Origin of the sequence: Noviherbaspirillum sp. (genome assembly GCF_036846085.1) — a bacterium.
GTDB lineage: Bacteria > Pseudomonadota > Gammaproteobacteria > Burkholderiales > Burkholderiaceae_D > Noviherbaspirillum.
The window spans coordinates 1-20,805 of sequence record NZ_DAIUCO010000069.1; the positions used below are offsets into that span (position 1 = coordinate 1).

Sequence of the window (20,805 nt, forward strand, 5' to 3'; positions counted from 1 at the left end):
GTCATATGCCGAATCGCGCGACGAGAACGCGAACACCAGCATCACCGGATTCGGTCCGAGCCAGAACAGGTTTGAAAGCAAGACCCGGCTGCTGCAGTGGAATCATGACGTCGCGCTATCGCCGGACTGGACCGCCACCGCCGGTGTGGAGCGCCAATGGCAGGAACTGGACAGCGACAACGGGTTCGGGACCGTATTTGGTACCAAACGCAACACCGGCAGCGTCTATGCCGGCGTGCAGGGCAAGGCCGGTCCGCACCAGGTGCAGCTCAATGCGCGCCACGACCGCATAGACGAAGTGGATTCCGCCAGCACCGGCTATCTCGGATACGGCTACAACATCAGTGAACGGGTGAAGGCGATCGCCAGCCTGTCTTCCGCTTTCAGCGCACCGACGCTCGGCTACCTGTATTCGCCTTCCTTCGGCAACCCGGCGCTCAAGCCGGAGCGTGCACGTTCGGCCGAAGTCGGATTCCAGTATGCGGCGCAGCGGATGCTGGTCCGTGCCACCGTCTTCTCCACCCGCGTCAAGGAACAGCTCCAGTACGACCTCGTCAGCAACCGCTTCGACAACGTGGCGCGGGCGAGCAACCGCGGACTGGAAATCAGCGCCAGCGGCAACCTTCTCGACACCGACCTGCGGGCCAGCCTGACACTGCAGGATCCGCGCGACGACATCACCGACCAGCGACTGCGCCGGCGCGCAAAAACACTGGTGTCGCTGTCGGCCAACCGCACTTTCGGTCCGTGGCAGGCCGGCGGCGATCTCAGCTATACCGGCAGCCGGCCGGACGCGGCCAACCGGCTGGGTTCCTACTGGCTCGCCAATCTCACGGCCCGCTATGCGATCTCGAAAAGCCTGTCGGTGTTCGGCCGGGTGGAAAACCTGTTCGACCGCGACTACCAGACTGCCTATGGCTATAACCAGTTGCCGCGCGGCGTTTTCGTCGGGCTGAGCTGGCAGCCGTGATGCGGCACTCCTGAACAGGCGGCACGGCATGCGGCGGGCGCTCACCATACTTACCGGACTGGCATTGCTGTCGATGCTGGCGCTTGCCGGATCGGCGCTGTGCGGCAGCACCGGCTGCATGCTGCCCGATTTATCGCCCGGCGCCGATCCTGTGATCCGCCTGCTGCGCGTTCCGCGCGTGCTGGCCGCATTCGCCGTCGGCGGGCTGCTGGCGGTGGCGGGGGCGCTGATGCAGGTCCTGCTGCGCAATCCGCTCGCCGATCCGTATGTGCTCGGGTTGTCGGGTGGCGCGGCGGCGGGCGCGCTCATCGCCATGGTGGGAGCCATTCACCTCGGCATCGCGCAGGACGGTGCGGCCGGGCTGGGCGCTGCAATCGGGTCCGGCACGGCGATGCTGCTCCTGTTCGCACTGGTGCGACAGCCCCTGCGCCATCTTCCCTCGGCGCCATTCGTGTTCGGTCATCGCCTCATCCTCACCGGCGTCATGATCGCGTCAGGCTTTGGTGCATTGATCACGCTGGTGCTCAGCCTCGCGCCCGACGCGCAGTTGCGCGGGATGATCTTCTGGCTGCTGGGCGACCTCGAAGGCAATCGCTACATTCTTCCGGCCTGGCTGGCCTTGCTCGCGGTGGTCGGCTGGTCGGTGTTCAAGGGACATAGCCTCAACATGCTGGCGCGCGGTGAAAATTTTGCCCAGCTGCTGGGCGTGCCGGTGGTAAGGCTGCGTCTGACGACCTTGTGCGTCGCATCGGTGGCGACGGCGGTCGCCGTGACCGTCGCCGGCACCATCGGTTTCGTCGGCCTTGTCGTGCCCCATGCGATACGGCTCGTTTTCGGTAATGATCAGCGCATCCTGCTGCCGGCTTCCGCGCTTGTCGGCGGTACGGTCTTGACGCTGGCCGACCTGATGGCGCGGACGGTGGTCGCGCCGACCCAGCTTCCGGTCGGCGTCATCACCGCCATCGTCGGCGTGCCGGTGTTCCTGTGGTTGCTGTCCAGGAGCAGGGCATGAACGCACCGATGCTCCAGGTCAGCGGACTGCGGGTGCAGGCCGGGCGGAAGCTGCTGTGCGACGATCTGCGCCTGAGCGTGGCGCCCGGCGAATTCTGGTGTGTTCTCGGCAGGAACGGCGCCGGGAAAAGCACCCTGTTGCATACGCTGGCCGGCCTGATCGACCCGGCTGCCGGCCGCATCGACATACACGGCGACAATATCCGGGATGTGTCGGTCGAAACCCTGGCGCGCTATCGCGGCCTGCTCGCGCAGCAGCAAGTGGACGCGTTTTCCAGCAAGGTGCTGGATACCGTGGTCGCCGGGCGCTATCCCTATCAACTCGGCCTGGGCTGGGACCAGGAAGAAGACCGGACGATTGCGTTGCAGTCCCTTGCCGCCGTCGGTCTTTCGGATGCCGCCGGCAAAGACATCCTGAAACTGTCGGGAGGCGAACGCCAGCGCGTCGCGCTCGCGACACTGCTGGCGCAGGACCCAGACGTGTTGCTGCTGGATGAACCGACCGCGCAGCAGGATGCCGCATCGCAGCTTGCGGTCATGGGATTGATGCGGGATCTCTCGCACACCGGGACAAAAGCGGTGATCGCCGCATGCCACGACATCAACCTCGTATCGCGCTATGCGACCCATGTGCTGATCCTTGCGGACGGCCGCCACTGGTCGGGCACGGCGTCGGAGATACTGACGACGGATATCCTCAGCCAGGCCTTTGGCTGCGGCTTCGAGCTGGTCGACAGCGCATCCGGACGGTTGTTCATCCCGCTTGCATCCTGATATCACCTTCGTCCGGCAGGATCATTCACATCAAGCTGCGCAGCAAGGTCATTCCCTGTTCCCAAGTGCCGAGCCTGCTGTCGGTATTGATATGGCCCGCATTGCCGACATTCACGAACCTGCTTCCCCATGCCGATGCGCATGTCCTTGCATATCCGGGGGCGCCATACGGATCGTCTTCACTGGATACCACCAGGCTTTTCAACGGCAACGGATTCAGCGACGGCATGGAGAAACCGGACGCCTCCTTCGGAAAATTCGGTCCGGCGGGATCCGGTACGGATACCAGCATGGCGGCAACAACACGCTCCCTGTATCGCTGCGTCGCCCATTCGATGACCGGCAGGCAACCCAGGCTATGGGCAACGAGGATCACATCGTTTTTCGCGGCGGCGACGGCATGGTCGATGGACGCGATCCACGTTGCGCATACCGGATGGTCCCAATCGTCAACCTCGATACGGCGGAATGAGGGAGCGCTCTGTTCCCATAAGGTCTGCCAATGCGTTGGCCCTGAATTATTGATGCCCGGTACGAGAATGATGGAAGGGGACATGCACGCTTTCTCCGTTGGTTGGACAGGCATCCAGTTTAGGACGGCGGCATGGGTCAATCCATGCAATAACGATTCTTTTGCATGTAGGATTCATTGAAATTGACTGTTCTCGGGGCATTCCGCCTATGAATCCAAAACATGAGATGGACCGCATTGACTGGCGGATCATCGATGCGCTCCAGCGCGACGCCCGCATGACCAATACCGACATCGGAAAAGCCGTCGGATTGTCGCCGCCGGCGGTGACGGCCCGCATCAGGGCGCTGGAGGACAGCGGCGTCATCGAAGGCTATGGCGCGAGGATTAATGCAAGCGCTTTGGGGATGGAGATCACGGCCATTATCCGGTTGCGGACGTCCCATGAAAAAATCGCCCAATGCCTGAAGGCGTTCGAGCGCATTCCCGAAATACTGGAAGCGCACCGGATAACCGGCGAGGACTGTTTCATCGTGAAGGCCACGTTCGCGCGCATGCCGGCCCTGGAAGCGGTCGTCGACGATCTGGCGAAATTCGGCTCCGTGACGACATCATTGGTCCTGGCTTCGTACAAGCCGAAACCGTTGGTCCAGCCGATTCTGCGCTGATGGCTAAGCCAACCGGCGCAGTAAGAGCGCACGAAGAAAGCAGCCTATCCCCCCGCTCGATAATGTTGCAGGAAGGCAAAATTACTTTCCATTCATTTGACATGATTCAATCGAGGTGCCGCCTGTTGCACTCCGTCTTTACGCCGGTTTGCCTTCCTGCTAGCATGCGATGGACCGTCCAGCAGAATTGAATTCCGCAGTGCGGAACATTCGACGAGGAGTATTGTTGGTCTCCATCAGGAGTAATCCATGCAGTGCGCAAAACGAATAGCAAGCCGGGCACAACGTGCTCTTCCTATATCGACCATGGAACTTCCGCCGCTGCGCGAGGCGCCAATTCAAGTTCTTGAACGTCCCGCACTGCTGCTGCTGAGAAAAGGCGACGTCAAAATCCATGATCGGCACATGAGTCCAAAACTCCTTCCCAAGGGCTCCATCAGCTTTTTTCCTGCCCGGGCGGACTACGAAGGAAGCACATGGTCAGCTGGAAACGCCAGCATCTACAGTGTTCTGGAAATGCCTGAAGATGTTTGCACCGATCTGCTTAACAGGGTCCCGGCGTGGCTGGAAAAATTACGCAAGCCTTTGCGTTTTCTTGATTCACGGGTGCAGTGGTGGATCGACGAGATTGAAAGCCATTGCGCGGCGGGTGAGCCGAACGGCACCCTGTACACGGAGGTTGTCGGGCTCGCGCTATTGACCTACCTCGACTCTCGGCTGTCTTCGCAACCCGCCGCCGATATCCCGCTGTCCGAATCCCTCTCGCGGCAGTCCGTGCGCCGGATGAAGGAACATATCGATGAGCATATCGCCGGCTCATTGAGTATCCAGGAACTGGCGGCGGCATGCGGTTACAGCCCGACGCACTTCACCCGGGTGTTCAAGCAGTCATTCGGCATGCCGGTCCACCAGTTCGTCATGCAGCGCCGGATCGAACTGGCCCGCGCCATGCTCAATGCGGATAACTGCTCATTGGCGGAGATCGCCATCGGATGCGGCTTCTCCAGCCAGGCGCATTTCAATTCGGCGTTCAAACGCTTCGAAGGCACGACGCCGGGACATTTCCGGGCGTCCCGCGCAAGGTGAGGATGTGTTTTCCCTTTCCCCGCTTGCAAACGGCTTCATCACCACCCTGCAATGAGCAGTTTATGAAATGAAGCACCTGATTTTGAAAGACCGCATCTTGCGCGGCCTGCAAAATCGTGATTCCTGTAGAAGGTGCGGGCCGCGCCGGCAGTCCGGCGCTTCCTGCTACAAATAGAACCACAACGACGGAGACAACCAAGTGAAGAAAGACGGATTTATCCAGCCGATCCGGCTGCGAACCCTGCTCGCCTCGGCGGCAATCACCCTGCTCGCCGCCTGCGGCGGCGGCGACGATGATGCGAAAGGCGCGCCCGATGTCGCCAAGACCACGAAGGGTGAGGTGAGGGCGGTGGATCGGGCCGGCATGCGCAGCTATTTCGGCATTCCTTTTGCAGCGCCGCCGGTCGGCAACCTGCGCTGGGCAGCGCCCGCGCCGGCAGCAAACTGGACCGCGCCATTGGCCAAGACCCAGTCGGCCGCACCCTGCCTGCAGACCAGCGCCAGCTCGTTCCGCCTGCCGAACGGCCAGGAAGACTGCCTCTACCTGGACGTGCATGCACCGACAGGCGACGGCCCGTTCCCGGTCATGGTCTGGATTCACGGCGGCGCATTCAACACCGGCGGCACCGTCACCTACGCCGACCCGTCGCCACTGGTCAGAAATGGCGTCATCGTCGTGAACATCGCCTACCGCATGGGCGCCATGGGCTTCCTCGGCCATCCGGCCCTGAAGGCAGCCGACGGCAGCGTGGGCAACTACGGCATCATGGACCAGCAGGCGGCATTGCGGTGGGTGCAGGAGAACATCGAGTCCTTCGGCGGCGCGAAGAACAACGTCACGATCTTCGGCGAATCGGCGGGCGCCTTCAGCGTCATGACCCACCTTGCATCACCGTTGTCCCGTGGCCTGTTTTCGAAAGCAATCGTCCAGAGCGGCGGCTATGCCTTCGACCGCCAGCTGACGCGCGAAGCGCTTGAGGCGCAAAGCACCACGATCGTCAACAACGCGCTGACCGCGGCAGGCGTCACCTGCGCCGCAGTCGACGCAGCCTGCCTGCGCGGATTGTCCGCCGATGTTGTCAACAACCAGCTGGCGACGGCGTTCACCACTGCGAACTCCAGCCCGGTACCTTCCGTCGATGGACGCGTGCTGCCGAGATCGATCAAGGCGACATTCGCAGCGGGTGAAAACAACCGCGTGCCGGTCATAAACGGTTCCAACCGCGACGAGTGGTCGCTGTTCGTCGCATCGCGTGAACTGGCTGCGCCGCCCCTGACCGCAGCGGGATATCCGACCTATCTGCAGACCTCCCTCGGCCTGCCGGCGACCGTCGCTTCCCTGTACCCGCTGACCGACTACGGCACCAACACTGCCCAGCAGCCGAGCCTGGCAGCAACGGCAGTCGGTACGGACATCATCTTTGCCTGCCCGGCGCTCGCCCTCTCCAAGCGGATCGCAGCCCAGAATACGCAGAGCTGGATGTATGAGTTCCGCGATCGCACAGCGATTCCGTCGATCGGCCGGACCACGGTCAGCTTCCCGCAGGGCGCAGGCCACTCCTATGAACTGCAGTACCTGTTCAACCTGAGGGATCTGGAAAACAACGAGCGCCGCGATCTGCAAACTGCGATGTCGCGTTACTGGACCAACTTCTCCCGTACCGGCGATCCGAACACCGGCACAGCGCCCGCCGTTGCTTGGCCTGCCTTCACCGCACCGGACAAGGTCCTCGCGCTGGATGTCGCATCCGGCGGCGGCAACCGGCCGTTGACCACGTTCGAAGCCGAGCACAAGTGCGCGACAGCGTGGAGTGCCCTGACGTTCTAAGTGTGTTTCTTGCCTGTTTGGCCCGCTTCGGCGGGCCTTTTTTTATGGCCGCCGGGATCGCATCGGATGGCGCGGCCCGGGATGCGCCAGACTTGCGGCGGGAACTTGCCTGAATGCTTCTTCCGAATGCGGCAAACGGCCGGAATGGCTTATTTGGACGGAAGTTTCAGGGCGACGCCCTGTTCAGGAACACCTTCCATGTAATCATGCCCCAGGTTCGTCAGCCGCCAGGCGCTGTTTTCCGATTCCTGCACCAATCCCTTGTCCTGCAGGAGGTGCAGGTGATGGCGAATCACGGGCAGTTCCACGTTCAGTCGCTGGGCGATGCCACTGGTCCCGACCAGCGGTTCGGGTGATTGCAAAAGCTGGCCAAGGATGGCCTCCATCAGCATGTGGTCGCGTCTCATGACATCCTCGATGATAAAAAACGCATCTTAACGGAATCCGGCCACAGGCCGCGCAAGCATTTCTAGGCCACGATCTCGGCATGCGGCGTTGCTTCTTCAGTCCCCGCATGCCGTCCCTGCCGCAGAAAAATCAGCCCGACGATCGCCGCCGCCAGCGCGAACAAGGCGCCGATGCCGAAGGCGATCTGGTAGCCGGCATTCAGCGCTTCGGCAAGCGTCGCGCCGCCGGCCTGCTGCACGCTGCTGCGCGCCGCCGCCAGGCTTGCCAGCACGGCCAGGCCGAGCGAGCCGCCCATCATGAATGCGGTGTTGACCATGCCGGATGCAATACCGGATTCCGCCGGCGTGACATCGCTCATCGCCGCCATCAGCACCGGATTGAACGCGACGCCGGCGCCAAGGCCAAGCAGGATCATGCCCGGCAATACATGGACGGTATAGCTGCCATCCACCGGCGCCAGCGCAAACAGGGCCAGTCCCGTCGATGCCAGCGCCAGTCCCGCCGCCAGCGGAATCCGGTTCCCCCACCGCATCACCAGTTTCGCGGAAAAGCCTAGCGACAGGACGGCCATGATCAGGTTGGATGGCAGGAAGGCCAGTCCGACCTGCATCGGGTTGTATCGCAGTACCAGTTGCAGGTAGAGCGCCGCGATGAAAAACCAGGCGAACATGGCTGCCGCCCACAGGATGCCGACCACGTTGGCCGTCGCTACGTTGCGCAGCCGGAACAGGGAGAGCGGCATGAGCGGCGTCGTGGTGCGCGCTTCGATGACGATGAACAGCACCATCAACAGGAACGCCGCTGCGAGCATCCCCAGGGTGCGGGCGGAAAGCCAGCCGGCTTCATTGCCGTTGACGACCGCATACACCGCCAGCATCAGCGATGCCGTGACCGTCAATGCGCCTGCAATATCCAGGTTGCCGTCGGCCTGTCCGCGACCGGCCGGGATCAGCCACCGGCACAGGATAATGACGGCCAGGCCGATCGGCAGATTGACCAGGAAGATCCAGTGCCAGCTCAGCGCATCGGTAAGGACACCGCCCAGCAGCACGCCGATGCTGCCGCCACCGGCGCAGACGAATCCATAGACGCCCATTGCCTTGGCGCGCTCGCCGGTGTCGGTAAAGAGATTCATGATCAGCGACAGGGAAATCGCGGAAACCACAGCACCGGCAAGACCCTGGATTGCCCGTGCCGTGATCAGCAGCTCCTGCGATTGCGCCAGTCCGCATGCGGCGGATGCCAGCGTGAACAATGCGATGCCGAGCAGGAAAAGACGTCGATGGCCATACAGGTCGCCCAGCCGTCCGCCGAGCAGAAGGCAACCGCCGAAGGTCAGCATGTAGGCATTGACGACCCACACCAGCGAGGTTTCCGTGAAATTCAAATCTTCGCGGATGGATGGCAGCGCCACGTTGACGATGGTGGTGTCCAGCACGATCATCAGCACGCCGATGCAGAGCACCGCCAGCGCCCACCAGCGTTTTTTCCCCTCGATCCCATGTGTCGTTGCCGACATGATTCCTCCCGGTTTTTTTTTATGGTTGGTATGTGAATTGAAACGAGCGCGAAACGGATGCCGCATCCACCGCCTGCCTTCGAATGGGGTAAGCGGTGACAGGGACGACAAATCTCTATTTATGAATGCAGTTCCAGTCTTTGTGCATTCCGCAGAATAGACCGGCACAGCACCTGAAACCGGCAGACCGATCAGATGATGAAGCCAGAATGCACAACCGTCAAACTGATGCAAAAAGAAGTGCGCATATCGAAGTCTCAATCGCGCATCGCTGCGCCGGTTCCGTATTCACCTCGCCCAATCCTCACTACACCGTCATCACCGGCAGCTTGATCGACTGGCCCACCACCGTTCCATGTTCGCGGCCATGCCTGAGCATCTCCTGGAACGCAGGCTGCCGTTGCAGCAACTCGTCGGCGGTACCGACATCCTGCACCTGCCCGTTCGCCATCAGCACGATCTTGTTGAAATGGTGCAGAAGATTCATCCGGTGGACGGACGCGACGATGCAGGCGTCGGGCAATGCCGCCGTGATACGCGCGAAGATGGTTTCTTCCGTGACCGGGTCGAGTGCGCTGGTGGGCTCGTCCAGGAAAATCAGCGAGCTTCCCCGTGCGGCGAGCAGCCCGCGGGCAAGGCACAGCCGCTGGCGCTGCCCACCCGAGAGATTGCAGCCGCGCTCCGACAGCGGCGTATCCAGGCCCATCGACATGTCGTTCATCACGGTATCGAAAGCGCTCAGATGGGCGGCGACGCTGATGTCGGCATCACTGTGCTCGCCCGAGAGCGACAGATTGTCGCGAATCGAGGCTTCGAAGACATCTGCTTCCTGCGGGATCAACATGGCGATGCTGCCGAGGTGGCGGGTGGCGTGAAAGGGCGTTCCATCCACGTCGATGCGCCGTTCATGCGGATCGTATTGCCCGGCCAGCACCCGCATCAGGGTGCTCTTGCCCGCGCCGCTGGGGCCGATGAGGGCGATGCGATCGCCGCGTTCCAGCGTGACGGCGACCTTTTTCAATCCGGTTACCGCCTGGCTGGTTTTGCTGTCGGTACCGGCTGCATGGTCGTAGCACAGGTCGCCGACATCGATACGCCGCCAGTCACCCGGAATCGCCGGGCCGGATGCCGGCCTGTCGGCCGCGCCCCATATCGCTTCCGCGCTCGCCAGGTCGGTGCGGGCGCGCGCGACCGTCTGGAACTTGTCGGCCAGCGCCAGCACGACCGACCGGGCCTGCTGCGCGTACTGGTGAACGAGGAAGATGCCGCCGATGAGGATCGCGCCGTCACGCCTGCTCATCCACACGGCCGCGGCGACCAGCCCCCAGGTCAGCGCCACGCTGAACAGGTCGGCGATGCACCACTTCACCTCCACGAGGGTGATGCTTTTGCGGGCCGGCACGAACACCTTGCCGAGCCGGTCATCGACCAGCCGGCCTGAACTGTCCTGCATGCGGAACGACATGACCGTGGAAATATTGCCGAGGAAATCCAGCAGCCGGGATTGAAACTTGCGTTCCGCGGCATTCTCTTCCTTCGCAAGGCACATCAGCGCGACATCGAAGCGCACCATGATCGCGCCCACCAGCGTGTATCCGATCAGGGCGATCGCTCCCAGCATCGGCGAGAAAACCATGATCGCCGCCGCTGCTCCGATGAAGTGAACGATGGCCTTGATGTAGTGGAACTGGTTCTGGGTGAAGCTGTGCAGGGCGAGCGACGCCTGGCTGATGCGCTGCTGCACTTCGCCCGAATGATGGCGGTCGTGCCACGCAAGGGGCAGGCGCATGAGTTTTGCGTACAGGGCGCTGGTGAAGTTCTTCCGCACCACCAGCGCGATCCGCCGTTCGCTGACCCGTCCGGGGCCGTGCAACGACCATGCAACTATCGCCGCCGCCAGGATGCCCACGCCGTACCACGCGGCGGTCGCCATCGCCTGCGTGCCGTCCTTCTGCAGCGCATTCAGCGCCTGCGCGCCCAGCCATGGCGACACCAGTTCCATCAGCGCCGCGCCGACCAGCATCAACCATGTCAGCGCCAGCTTGAGACGCGCGCCGGCGGCATGGCGCCACATGTTGACGTACAGGCCGCGCGGAGGGGACGTGATGGTGTCGTGGTGAGTGACGGGGTCGAGTTCGCACGCTCGCTTTGCAGGGGCGGACGGCATGAACTTGAAGAACATATTTGATCAACCATGGGTGCCTGTCGGGCACGCCGGTCCTTGCGGCAAGAGAAGCGAAATGAGCGACTTGGTACGGAAGAGATTACGTTTCCGTCGGGAAATACTATCACGCGAGATCGTGGGTTTTAGCAGGGTGTCGCGGCGTTGTAACAGGGATTTTTGCAGTGACGACGCGGTAGAAACAGCAGGACGGATTGCCGCCGCTGTGAAGCGGTTGATGTGAAGATCCGGTGCAATCTGCGGCGCGAAGGAAAAACCCTTCACTGTCAGAAAGGAGCAGGTGGTAGGAACGTCGAAAAATTGAAATCACCCGCTCGCCTATCGACCAATGCCAGTCGGCTCCCATATTTATGGCATATGTTGATTCAGTGTAATAGTGTGTAATGCCGCTTTACATTTATAAGGGGCCTGATGGTGGGACGCGGGAGAAAAAGGGAACATCTTATTGAAGCCCCGATCCATCTACCACGTTGGACAAGCGTGAAATTAGGCAAGGGCCTCCGCGTGGTCTACGACTTGGCTGGCTCCGGCACTACGCTTGTCCTTGGCTACTGCGCTGAACAAGTATCCAAAATTTGTGCGCGCTCCAGCCTCATCCTCCGCCACAACAAGACCCTCGCCGCCAATCTCTGCAGCGCGATGGACGCCAAAGGCATTAAAGACTGGGTACAGGCCGCGCCCTACCATTCGTGGTACTTGCGCGGGCTCGACGTCTGCCACATCCAAAAGCCAACTTGAGAATCCGACGAAAGAACGTATGACTAATGAAAAGCTATCTCTGGGGCCGGTCCTGTCATTCCGAGGCACTGGAGACAAAGGTGAATGGAAAGTCTCTGCATTGATCGGATACCCAGCCGACGCACAAATTCCTGTTTTCTTTGTCGACGGACGCGAGTGCGCCGCGCCGTCTGTACTACATCGTTCCGGAAAACAGCAGTTCCTTCGCTACGACTTGACTTGTCCGATGCAAGAGAAGGAGCGCAAGGTGAAGTTCGGTTTCCGGGACGGTCCGGAGTGGCACTTTACCGTGCCGGCGCTCGCGCAGTCGCCTCGTATTGCCTACGTTTCCTGCAATGGCTTTTCCAACCCGAGCGGCATGCGCAAGCTTGTTCGCCCTGCGAACGCTGCTTGGATGGATCTGCTTTCCAATCACGACCGCGAAATGCGGAATGCAGACTACTTGCTTGACAAGGAACAGCTGTGGCACGAGGAGCGGATTCACGATAAGAATCTGCAACGATTTCACCTACTCGTGATGGGCGGAGACCAGATCTACTTCGACTCTGTATGGGAAGAGTTGGAGCCGCTCAAACGCTGGGTGGGATTGTCGCGAGACGAACAACTGAGCTTCAAGGTAAGTGCGAGCCTGGAAAAGGCGATAGAAGCTTACTATTTTGACCAGTACAGCAAACGATGGCTCCCTGAGAAGCGGAGGCCATGGGGAACAGACAAGCCGAACCATGATAGCGCCGACGCCATGGCAACCATCCCCACCATCATGATGTGGGACGACCATGACATCTTCGACGGATGGGGTTCTTACAGTTGCGAGATGCAGCATTGCCCGCTGTTTACGGTCTTGTTCCGCCACGCCCGAAGGGCTTTCTGGGTCTTCCAGATGCAGCATGCGTTGGAAGACCTAGCGCAACTTGAAGAAGATCCACGGCCATACGTCTCGAAAACCGATCCAATCTTCCAGCCGATCGCTTGGCGCGAACGGCTAGCCGGTGATCCGCTTGCACTGCCGATGCTCGATGGCCAGCCGGGCTTTTCTTTCGTATTGCGCGTCGGGGCTGTAGCGCTGACGGTGGCTGATCTGCGCACCGAGCGTTCGCGAACCCAGGTACTTGGCCCCGCTACATGGGCGGCGCTGCATAGATGGCTCGCCACGCTTACGGTAGCAAGCAACGAAGGGGCGGTCAGGAAATGCGAGCACCTGCTGTTTCTTTCGTCCGTACCGGTCATTCACCCAAAGCTGACGTTAGCTGAAGGTCTGTTCGACGCGTTTGGACAGGACCACGTTACTGATAGCAATGCTGATGACCTGAAGGATCATTGGGCACACGATGATCATGAGGGGGAGCGGAAACGCCTTCTCGAAACTCTCTGCAAAACCGCCACGCAATGCAAGGCGCGGGTCTCCATCGTCTCCGGTGATGTACACGTTGCCGCGTGGGGAATCTCCTATAGAAAAGATCTTCCGGCTAAAGCGAATTGGGCGCAAATCCAGCAATTCACCGCGTCTGCTGTCGTGCATCCCTCGCTGGGCGGCTTATTTGAGCGAATCTTCCTGCAGTTCTTGAATAGCGCCGCCGGCAAGCCGCAGGAAATCGATGTCCAGCATGAAGTGCAGATGATGCTTTTCCCATCACACAATCGCCATGTCATGGCGGCTCGAAACTGGTTGGCGCTGGAGTCGGATGATCGAGGGAATCGCGAAGCGCTTTGGGCGACATGGCGATGCGAGACGGAGAGGGGGTTTTCGAATCACCTTGTAGTAGTGGAGCCTGCGCATGTCGAGGGGGGCTGAACTGTTGTTAACAAATTTTGTGCTGCTGGAATTTGAAGGGGCGAAGTAAACCGCTGAGATAACGTAGTCTGTCCCCTATTGCGTATTAATCGCTAGTTTCTTTCAGCGTGAATTTTGATCACTAAACTTTGCCGCCCTGCATAGTTTTTTAGAGTAAGTGAACGACGATTTGAGGATGTCAGCTTTCTTAGAATTGACGCCAAATCAAAAGAGCCTTACCTAATCGTTGAGACGATGCGACGGTATGCGAATGATTCTATCGAGTTGATGAACTCCCAAGGAGATATTTCTAGGTTCGCTTAAATCGCTGAAGGCAGCTTGTTTGCAATCCTTATGGAAGCATTGAGGTCTGTTTAGATGATCTTAGTGCAAGTGACTAACGATTTTTATAGAAAAATTTTGAGTAATGGGAATTCTAACGTTTGAAGAAGCAATATTTGAATCGAACCGCATCTCAAAGCGTCATCTTCTTCTGGGGAATGGATTCAGTATTGCCTGTAGACCAAATATCTTCGTGTACGGGAAACTCTACGAACAAGCGGATTTTTCGAAACTGTCTCCAACAGCAAAGGCCGTGTTCGAGACTCTGAAAACGCAGGATTTCGAACGTGTCATTAAGGCGTTGCGAGATACAAAAGCTGTTCTCGAAGCCTACGGTTTAGCTCCGCAATCATTCCTTGATACTTTGCAGGCTGACGCCGATGGTCTGCGCGAACTTCTCGTTGAGACTATCGCCAATAGCCATCCCGCGTGGCCTGGAGAAATACTGGAAGAGGAATACGCTGCTTGCCGAGACTTTCTTTCAAACTTCAATACTATTTATACGTTTAACTATGATTTGCTTCTCTATTGGACGCAAATGCATGTCGAAGAGGGGGTCGCCCCAAACTCGGATGATGGATTTAGAAAATCAAGTGACGACTACGACGCATCGTATGTGGTGTGGGAACCTAGCCAGAGTCATGAACAGAACATGTGGTTTTTGCATGGAGCGCTACACGTTTTCGACTCTGAGGTTGAGGTGCAAAAATACACATGGTTAAACACTGGTGTTAGGCTTATCCATCAAATTCGCAATGCGCTGGATAGAGGGCTTTTCCCATTGTTTGTATCGGAGGGTACAAGCGCAGAAAAGTTGGCACGTATCCGTCATAGTGACTATTTGGCGAAGGCATATAGAAGCTTTAGTGAGATAACCGGCGCACTATTCATTTATGGGCATTCGCTGGCAGAGAATGACGAGCACTACCTTAAGAGGATAGAAAAAGGAAAGATCTCCCAACTTTATATTGGCCTATATGGCGACCCGAATTCCGATGCGAACAAATTGATTACTCGTAGGGCCGACCTGATGTCTAATAACCGACGGCGCGGCGCTCCTCTATCAATTTCGTACTTTGACTCCGCTTCTGCCAAGGTTTGGGGCAGGTAACTCTCTTCGGGACTTCGGTTCCGGGGTGGAAGTAATATGTGACAGACCACGTTTTTCCAGTTGGATGGACTGCGAATGGCGGAAAAAGTGTCCGAGCGCTCAGGCCTTGTTCGTCATATCGCGAGGACGACGCTGAGGCTGGTCGCTGAAATGGCAGCGACCAGCAGTGCACCCACGACGCCGAAAATCCCGGCCAGGGTGCCACGCATTCCGAAGCGGAGCGCATTGGTCGGCGTCATCACCACACCGGTCCGGGATTAAGGACCGTTTCTGTAGTGGATAAAGATTTCAATCCTAAAGGAAGATGGCGTCCCGGATCGCATTGCACCGGCAATGTATCAAGCCTCTATCGTCCTGCGGCTATGCGCGCCTGTACCTCGCTGCAGCGTCACCAGGCGGCCAAGCGGAATCTCCACCCAGCGATGAAACAAGGCTCCCACCACAAGACTCGCAAACCACGCCAGCAACATCCCGCCACCCTGTGCCCAAGCAGAATGCGGCACAAACTGGGTAAACGCAGCGTTGATCACCAGGCAAACCGGGAAGTGCACGAGGAATACGGCGTATGAAATACGTCCCAGATATTCCACCAGCGGCCAGCGCGTTGTCGAAAAACTGATTCCGCCGCGGTACACCACGACCAACGTCAGCGCAGTGACCAACGCAACTGCGATGCGGCTGCGGAACTCCATTTCAAGAGCGAGGCCGCCGAGCAAGAGCATGGCCCCGGCGATCAGCGCGGCGCCGATAAGCGGGCGGCCTGGCATCGAAGCCCACCACGCCAGCACACCCAGCCCATAGCTGCCGAGGAAGTAAGGCGCCCATGCATCCCAGTCGGCATCGAGATTGAAGAAGAACAGGGACATGCCGACGCCGGCGATAACCAGTAGAGGCACCAGCCAGTCCGAAGGGCGACCGCCTGCGATGCGTCCGGCAAGCCACAACAGCAGTGTCAGCAGTGCATAGAGCTGGAAATCGATCGCCACATACCAGGCGCCGGCCGACAGCGACTCGTAACCGAGCACGCCATGCAGCAGCAATCCATGCGCGGCAAACTGGGCGAGCGTCGGCGATGCGCCGATGGAATCATGGGTCATCCACCTGCCGGCCAACGCAGCCCCGGCGACCGCGAGCGCCATTGCAACCATAAATGGCGGCACCAGCTTGATGAAACGCCGCGTCACGGCGCGCAACGGAGCGCGAAGACCTGGCATGCCATCCGGCGACAAGGACTTCGCCGCAAGAAAACCGCCCATCACCAGAAACACCTGTACCGCAATGCGCGCCTGGGTCTCCAGCCATTCGATCAGTTCGGGCATGACCGGCTTCACGTGGTCGACCATCGGGCCGTAAAACGCGAGGTGATGCAAGACGATCAGATTGGAGGCGACCGCCTTGAGCAGGTCGAGGAAGCGGTAATGGACAACGGAAGCACTTTGCACGGAAACATCCTAGAGAGGTTTCCGCTATTTTCTCATGTGAAATATATTCTTCTATGCAATGTTCGCTGGTGCAGTGCCTTCTCGCCCGAATTCGTGCATTGCGCCGGGTAATGTTCGGTCACAGTGCAATTTGAATGAACCGGTCAGTCGTCGCCCGATGAAGGAGAGATACGCTTGAGCCGTTGGCCGTAGATCCCCCATACGGTTTCGACACCGTCAATGGTGCCGACCAATGCCCAGCCAGTACCGATTTTGCGGGGCTCGACTGGAATGCCCAATTCGCTGCCGACCTGCTGCGCCCATTGCTTTGCCGCGCCTTGCCCCTTGAACAGTTCCTTGTCTTCAAACACCACCGTGCCGTCGAACACAGGCTTGATGAATACAGTCATGTAACGCTCCTTCGGAAATCTAGATTGAACGTCCTGGCCTGCCACCTTCATGCAGATCATTCAGCTCGTAACTGGTGCTTCTGCCGCCCGCATCGGACTTTCTCAACACTCCGCGTGCCAACAGCTCATTGACATCGCGTAGCGCCGTATCGGGCGAGCACTGGGCGATGGCCGCCCATTTGCTGGAGGTAAGCTTGCCTTCAAAACCGTCGAGCAAGCGGTTGAGGAGCATCGCCTGACGCTCATTCAGCGGCGTGCTCGCCCAATGTTGCCAGAAGCGCGCTTTGGCGAGTACGGCGTCCAGCGTGTGCTGGGCCTGATCCACAGCGCTGTGGAGCGTGGCCAGGAACCACGCCATCCACTCTGTGACATCGAGAGTGCCTTTCTGGGTCCGCTCCAGGATGTCGTAATACGCTTTGCGCTCGCGCTGGATCTGTGCCGACAGGCTGTAGAAGCGCTGCGGACTGCCCTCGGCACGCGCAAGCAACAGGTCGCCGATCGCGCGTGCGATCCGGCCGTTGCCGTCGTCGAACGGATGCAGGGTGACGAACCACAAATGACCAAGCCCTGCCTTGATCAGCGGCGGTTCGTTCAACGAACCATTGATCCAGTCCAGGAATGGGCTCGTCTCTTGCTCGATCCGGTCAGCCGGCGGCGCCTCGAAATGAACCCGTTGCCGGCCGACCGGGCCGGAAACGACTTGCATGGGGCCGTTGGCGTCGTCACGCCAGGCGCCAATGGCGATTTTCGACAGGCCGGAATAGCCTGTTGGAAAGAGTGCGGCGTGCCAACCGAATAGCCTCTCCCGCGTCACGGGCGCGTCGCAGTTGGTTGTCGCGTCGAGCACCATCTCGACCACGCCTTCGACATGGCGGTCGACCGGGGCCAATGCGCCGATGTCTACCCCGAGGCGCCGGGCGATGGATGACCGGACCGATGCAACATTGAGCTGCTCGCCTTCGATTTCACTGGTTTTGACCACGTCCTCGGTTAATGCCGCGAGGTTGGCCTGGTCACGCAAAGCCAAGCCGATATCCGCCAGCCTTCCCAGCAGCAAGCCTTGAGCACGGCTGACATCGGCCAGCGGGCCGGCGAGCGCTGCTAGGTCATAACGCCAGGCCGGCCAATCGCTGGCCTGCCAAATGTACGTGTAATCTCCGCTATTCATGCGGGGATTATGGCTTGCAATCTCCGCATGCGCAACTCATTCGCCGTAGAAAGTGCGGAGATTGCAGAGTGGATCTTTTTCAAGGTAATAGGGGAGAGCCCATGTTTTTCCATCCGACTTTGGCAGCGAGCACGGGTTCTTTGCGGGTCATCTACTTATTTTCGGCGAGCGCTTCCTTGATGCGCTTCGCAGGTGCGTCCGACCGCCAGCCGAATGCGTGGCGGCAGAAACGGGGACCGAATTGCCGTTTGTAGGCAGTCATGGAAGCGTGGTTACTGTCCGCCGCGAAAAATCAACCAGCCAGTTGCGCCGTGGCGATGCATCGCGATACGACGGTGACGGCATTGGCCGTTTCCTCAGGCTCTGCTCATTCGGTTTCATCCTTGGTGGATGTGTCGTCGTCGCCGGCCAGTTCGCGCTCGATTTGTTCGATGCTGGGCAGGCTGGTTTGCAGTTCAGCAGGCAAGGATTCCACCAACTTATATTCCGCCACACTGATAGGCTGGGCGTTGTCGCGTAGCGCGTATTCGGCCACGACCTTGTTTTTGCTTTTGCACAGCAGCAGGCCAATCGTAGGGCCATCCTGTGGGTGCTTGACTTGGGCATCCACGGCGGTAAGGTAAAAGCTCAACTGCCCCAGGTGCTCCGGCTTGAATTTGCCGCCCTTGAGCTCGATCACCACATAGCAGCGCAGCTTGAGGTGGTAGAACAGCAGGTCGATAAAAAACTCGTCACCACCCACATTCAGCAGCACCTGCCGTCCGACGAAGGCAAATCCCGAGCCCAATTCCAGCAGGAATTCGGTGACATGCGTCACCAAGGCCTTTTCGATTTCACGCTCCTGCGCTTCGTCGGTGAGGCCCAGGAAGTCGAACCGGTACGGGTCTTTCACCGATTCGCGGGCTAGGTCCGATTGTGGCTTGGGCAAGTTGACTGCGAAGTTGGTGACTGCCGCGCCGCTGCGCGCCAACAGGCCAGTTTCGATCTGGATGTTCAGTACATTGCGCGACCAGTTGTGCTCAATGGCCTTGGCGGCATACCAGCGCCGTTCTTCCGGTGTGTTCAACCTTTCAAGTAAGACAAGGTTGTGTCCCCAAGGCAATTGTGCAACAGCCTGTTGCACAAATTCGGCATCCGATCACGCCTCGGCAAAAGCGCGCATGTACTTGAGGTTGCGCGGCGAAAAACCCTTCATATCGGGAAAGGTTTCGCGTAGATCATGCGCTAGCCGATCGATCACCTTTGCGCCCCAGCCCTGCGCAGCCTGCCGCGCCAGAATGTCACGCCCAATCTGCCAGTACAGCAGCACCAGTTCGCGGTTGACTGCCAGCGTAGCGCGCTGTTGAGCGGTATGGATACGGGTTTTCAGATCGGCTAGCCAATCGGCGTAACCTTCGGGCGGCTGGGTCAGGCTAACGGGGCTTTCGCTCATGATTTCTTTTCCCTTGTCGCTTTCATGGCGGACTGGCCGGTGCCGCCGTCATCTCGTATAAAGCTTGGAACTTATTTTATAAATAGGGTTGTCGTTCCCGCGAAGGCGGGACCTCAGAGACGCATTACTTACCTTGGCTCAAGTAGTCAGTACATCTCTGGATTCCGGCCGCAGCTTGCCCTCGAATGGGGCAGTCTGGGGCGGGAATGACAGTAATTTTGCAAGGTCTATATATAAATTAGGTTCTACCTACGCCGCCTTCTCCGCCCGCCGCTGCAACACGAATATCGGCTGCGCCCAGTGTGAATCCTTCTTCTTCTTGCTCGTAATGAGCGTCAGCTCCGAGGGGTCATACACATCGGTGTTATGCGTCAGCGGCGTCGTCATCAGGTATTGTGCGTCGGTGTTCTTCAGGAACTCGCCCACCAGCTGAATATTCCGGATATCCAGGTGCGCGAACGGTTCATCGATGAACACGAATCCGCCCGAGCCGTCATCCGATTTCAGCAAGCCGATCAGCAGCACCAGCGACTTCATCACCTGCTGGCCGCCGGATGCTTCGCCGTCGTTCATCCCGATCGGACCCTTGCCGTCGAACTTGAAGCGCACATGCAGGCCCGCCTGCGAGAGCTGCACGTCATCGTTTTCCAGCCGCACCGGATCGGTATGCACCTCGATGCCGGCCAGTTCGCCAAGCTCCTTGATGTTGCGGCTGTAGGTCTTGACCGTGTAGCGCAGGCGCTCGATGTAGGCGGCGCGCGCATTGTTGGTCGCTTCGATCGCGCGGTTGTTTTGGTAGCGGCGCTCTTCCGTTTCCGATTGCCGCCCCTGCAGCAGTCCGTTCAAACGTACATGCTGGTCGACCACGGTGGAGTCGGTTTCCCAGTCTTCGCGCGCGAGGTCGGTGGCGAGGTGATTCAGGCGCAGATTGACCTGGTGCGAGTTCTGGTGCTGCTCCACCAGCGCGAGGCGGCGTTCCTGCCGGCGCCAGGCGAAGGGCAGGTGACGCCATTTCGCCCGCACCTCGGACAGTGTCTTCGCATGTGCGGCCCGTTCTTCCTGCTGCCGCTTGTGCGATTGCTTCAGGTTCGATTCCGCATCGGCGAGCATGCGCTTGGCGTTTTGCCAGGCATTGTCGGCAAGCGTGCGGTCTTCCGTTGCTTTCTTTATGAGAGGGAACAGCTCGCCGAGCCGGCCGCCGACCTCGGTACGCGCTGCCTTCAGCGGTGCGGCGCCATGCGTGGCTTCCTCGAACTCCGCCTGGCGGGCGACCAGTTCCTTGGCCGCATCCACGCCGGCAATGCGCGCCTTCAATCCGCTCACTTCGGTCGCCAGCTTGCTGATCTTCATCGTCAGCTGGTCTTCCTGTGCTTCCAGTTTCGGCAGCGACTGCTGCAACGCGGCGAGGCGCTGGGCGCGGCCGGCCTGGCCGAAGCGGTAGCGCGAGGGTTCGACGAATACCGAGCGGCCGCCGCGGCGTTCGCGGTGATAGGC

Annotated in this window: 17 protein-coding genes and 2 pseudogenes; 10 read left to right on the forward strand and 9 right to left on the reverse strand. The window is 59.6% G+C overall.

Features of this window, described 5'->3' with window-relative positions; all coding sequences use genetic code 11:
* The 3 genes from V7080_RS10220 to V7080_RS10230 form a co-directional block, all read left to right on the forward strand.
* Positions 1 to 970: TonB-dependent receptor domain-containing protein (locus V7080_RS10220; protein ID WP_334188290.1), on the forward strand; the 970-nt coding region annotated here is incomplete at its 5' end.
* 28 nt (positions 971 to 998) lie between these two features.
* Entirely contained in the window at positions 999 to 1,982 is a 984-nt protein-coding gene (locus V7080_RS10225; protein ID WP_334188291.1) for a FecCD family ABC transporter permease, read from the forward strand.
* Positions 1,979 to 2,755 carry an ABC transporter ATP-binding protein gene (locus V7080_RS10230; protein ID WP_334188292.1) on the forward strand — a complete coding sequence of 259 codons (777 nt, stop codon included), beginning with the start codon at positions 1,979 to 1,981 and terminating at the stop codon, positions 2,753 to 2,755. Before V7080_RS10225 ends, V7080_RS10230 begins: the two co-directional genes overlap by 4 nt.
* A gap of 25 nt (positions 2,756 to 2,780) precedes the next feature.
* On the opposite strand, the gene V7080_RS10235 is transcribed toward V7080_RS10230, so the two are convergent.
* Positions 2,781 to 3,311: an RBBP9/YdeN family alpha/beta hydrolase gene (locus tag V7080_RS10235; RefSeq protein WP_334188293.1), complete on the reverse strand. Its 531-nt coding sequence runs from the start codon at positions 3,309 to 3,311 to the stop codon at positions 2,781 to 2,783.
* A 125-nt stretch (positions 3,312 to 3,436) separates the two neighbouring features.
* Between V7080_RS10235 and V7080_RS10240 the strand changes: the two genes are divergently transcribed.
* The 3 genes from V7080_RS10240 (at position 3,437) to V7080_RS10250 (ending at position 6,809) form a co-directional block, all read left to right on the forward strand.
* The gene (locus V7080_RS10240; protein WP_334188294.1) at positions 3,437 to 3,895 is read left to right on the forward strand and encodes an Lrp/AsnC family transcriptional regulator; all 459 of its coding nucleotides are present in this window, start codon (positions 3,437 to 3,439) and stop codon (positions 3,893 to 3,895) included.
* A gap of 306 nt (positions 3,896 to 4,201) precedes the next feature.
* Complete coding sequence (locus tag V7080_RS10245; protein ID WP_334188295.1) at positions 4,202 to 4,981, forward strand: AraC family transcriptional regulator; 780 nt, start codon at positions 4,202 to 4,204, stop codon at positions 4,979 to 4,981.
* Positions 4,982 to 5,180: 199 nt separating this feature from the next.
* A complete protein-coding gene (locus tag V7080_RS10250; protein WP_334188296.1) occupies positions 5,181 to 6,809 on the forward strand; it encodes a carboxylesterase/lipase family protein in 1,629 nt (542 codons plus the stop codon).
* Positions 6,810 to 6,958: 149 nt separating this feature from the next.
* Here V7080_RS10250 and V7080_RS10255 read toward each other — a convergent pair whose 3' ends face one another.
* The 3 genes from V7080_RS10255 to V7080_RS10265 form a co-directional block, all read right to left on the reverse strand.
* Positions 6,959 to 7,216 (reverse strand): hypothetical protein, encoded by a 258-nt coding sequence (locus V7080_RS10255; protein WP_334188297.1) that lies wholly within the window; start codon positions 7,214 to 7,216, stop codon positions 6,959 to 6,961.
* Positions 7,217 to 7,278: 62 nt separating this feature from the next.
* Complete coding sequence (locus V7080_RS10260; RefSeq protein ID WP_334188298.1) at positions 7,279 to 8,736, reverse strand: DHA2 family efflux MFS transporter permease subunit; 1,458 nt, start codon at positions 8,734 to 8,736, stop codon at positions 7,279 to 7,281.
* 307 nt (positions 8,737 to 9,043) lie between these two features.
* Positions 9,044 to 10,918 (reverse strand): ABC transporter ATP-binding protein, encoded by a 1,875-nt coding sequence (locus tag V7080_RS10265; RefSeq protein ID WP_334188299.1) that lies wholly within the window; start codon positions 10,916 to 10,918, stop codon positions 9,044 to 9,046.
* A gap of 480 nt (positions 10,919 to 11,398) precedes the next feature.
* Between V7080_RS10265 and V7080_RS10270 the strand changes: the two genes are divergently transcribed.
* From V7080_RS10270 to V7080_RS10285, 4 genes are all read left to right on the forward strand, one after another.
* The gene (locus tag V7080_RS10270) at positions 11,399 to 11,656 is read left to right on the forward strand and encodes a hypothetical protein (protein WP_334188300.1); all 258 of its coding nucleotides are present in this window, start codon (positions 11,399 to 11,401) and stop codon (positions 11,654 to 11,656) included.
* 19 nt (positions 11,657 to 11,675) lie between these two features.
* Positions 11,676 to 13,448 (forward strand): alkaline phosphatase family protein, encoded by a 1,773-nt coding sequence (locus tag V7080_RS10275; RefSeq protein WP_334188301.1) that lies wholly within the window; start codon positions 11,676 to 11,678, stop codon positions 13,446 to 13,448.
* A 406-nt stretch (positions 13,449 to 13,854) separates the two neighbouring features.
* Positions 13,855 to 14,880 (forward strand): DUF4917 family protein, encoded by a 1,026-nt coding sequence (locus tag V7080_RS10280; RefSeq protein ID WP_334188302.1) that lies wholly within the window; start codon positions 13,855 to 13,857, stop codon positions 14,878 to 14,880.
* Positions 14,881 to 14,955: 75 nt separating this feature from the next.
* Entirely contained in the window at positions 14,956 to 15,141 is a 186-nt protein-coding gene (locus tag V7080_RS10285; RefSeq protein WP_334188303.1) for a hypothetical protein, read from the forward strand.
* 77 nt (positions 15,142 to 15,218) lie between these two features.
* Here V7080_RS10285 and V7080_RS10290 read toward each other — a convergent pair whose 3' ends face one another.
* The 5 genes and pseudogenes from V7080_RS10290 to V7080_RS10310 all read right to left on the reverse strand — a co-directional run.
* Positions 15,219 to 16,322: an acyltransferase family protein gene (locus V7080_RS10290; RefSeq protein WP_334188304.1), complete on the reverse strand. Its 1,104-nt coding sequence runs from the start codon at positions 16,320 to 16,322 to the stop codon at positions 15,219 to 15,221.
* Between the two features lie 143 nt (positions 16,323 to 16,465).
* Positions 16,466 to 16,711, reverse strand: a complete 246-nt coding sequence (locus tag V7080_RS10295; RefSeq protein ID WP_334188305.1) for a hypothetical protein — start codon at positions 16,709 to 16,711, stop codon at positions 16,466 to 16,468.
* 19 nt (positions 16,712 to 16,730) lie between these two features.
* A complete protein-coding gene (locus V7080_RS10300) occupies positions 16,731 to 17,879 on the reverse strand; it encodes a Fic family protein (RefSeq protein ID WP_334188306.1) in 1,149 nt (382 codons plus the stop codon).
* 367 nt (positions 17,880 to 18,246) lie between these two features.
* A pseudogene (locus V7080_RS10305) lies at positions 18,247 to 19,311 on the reverse strand (PDDEXK nuclease domain-containing protein).
* A 249-nt stretch (positions 19,312 to 19,560) separates the two neighbouring features.
* Positions 19,561 to 20,805 (reverse strand): annotated as a pseudogene (locus V7080_RS10310) (chromosome segregation protein SMC); the annotation flags it as partial.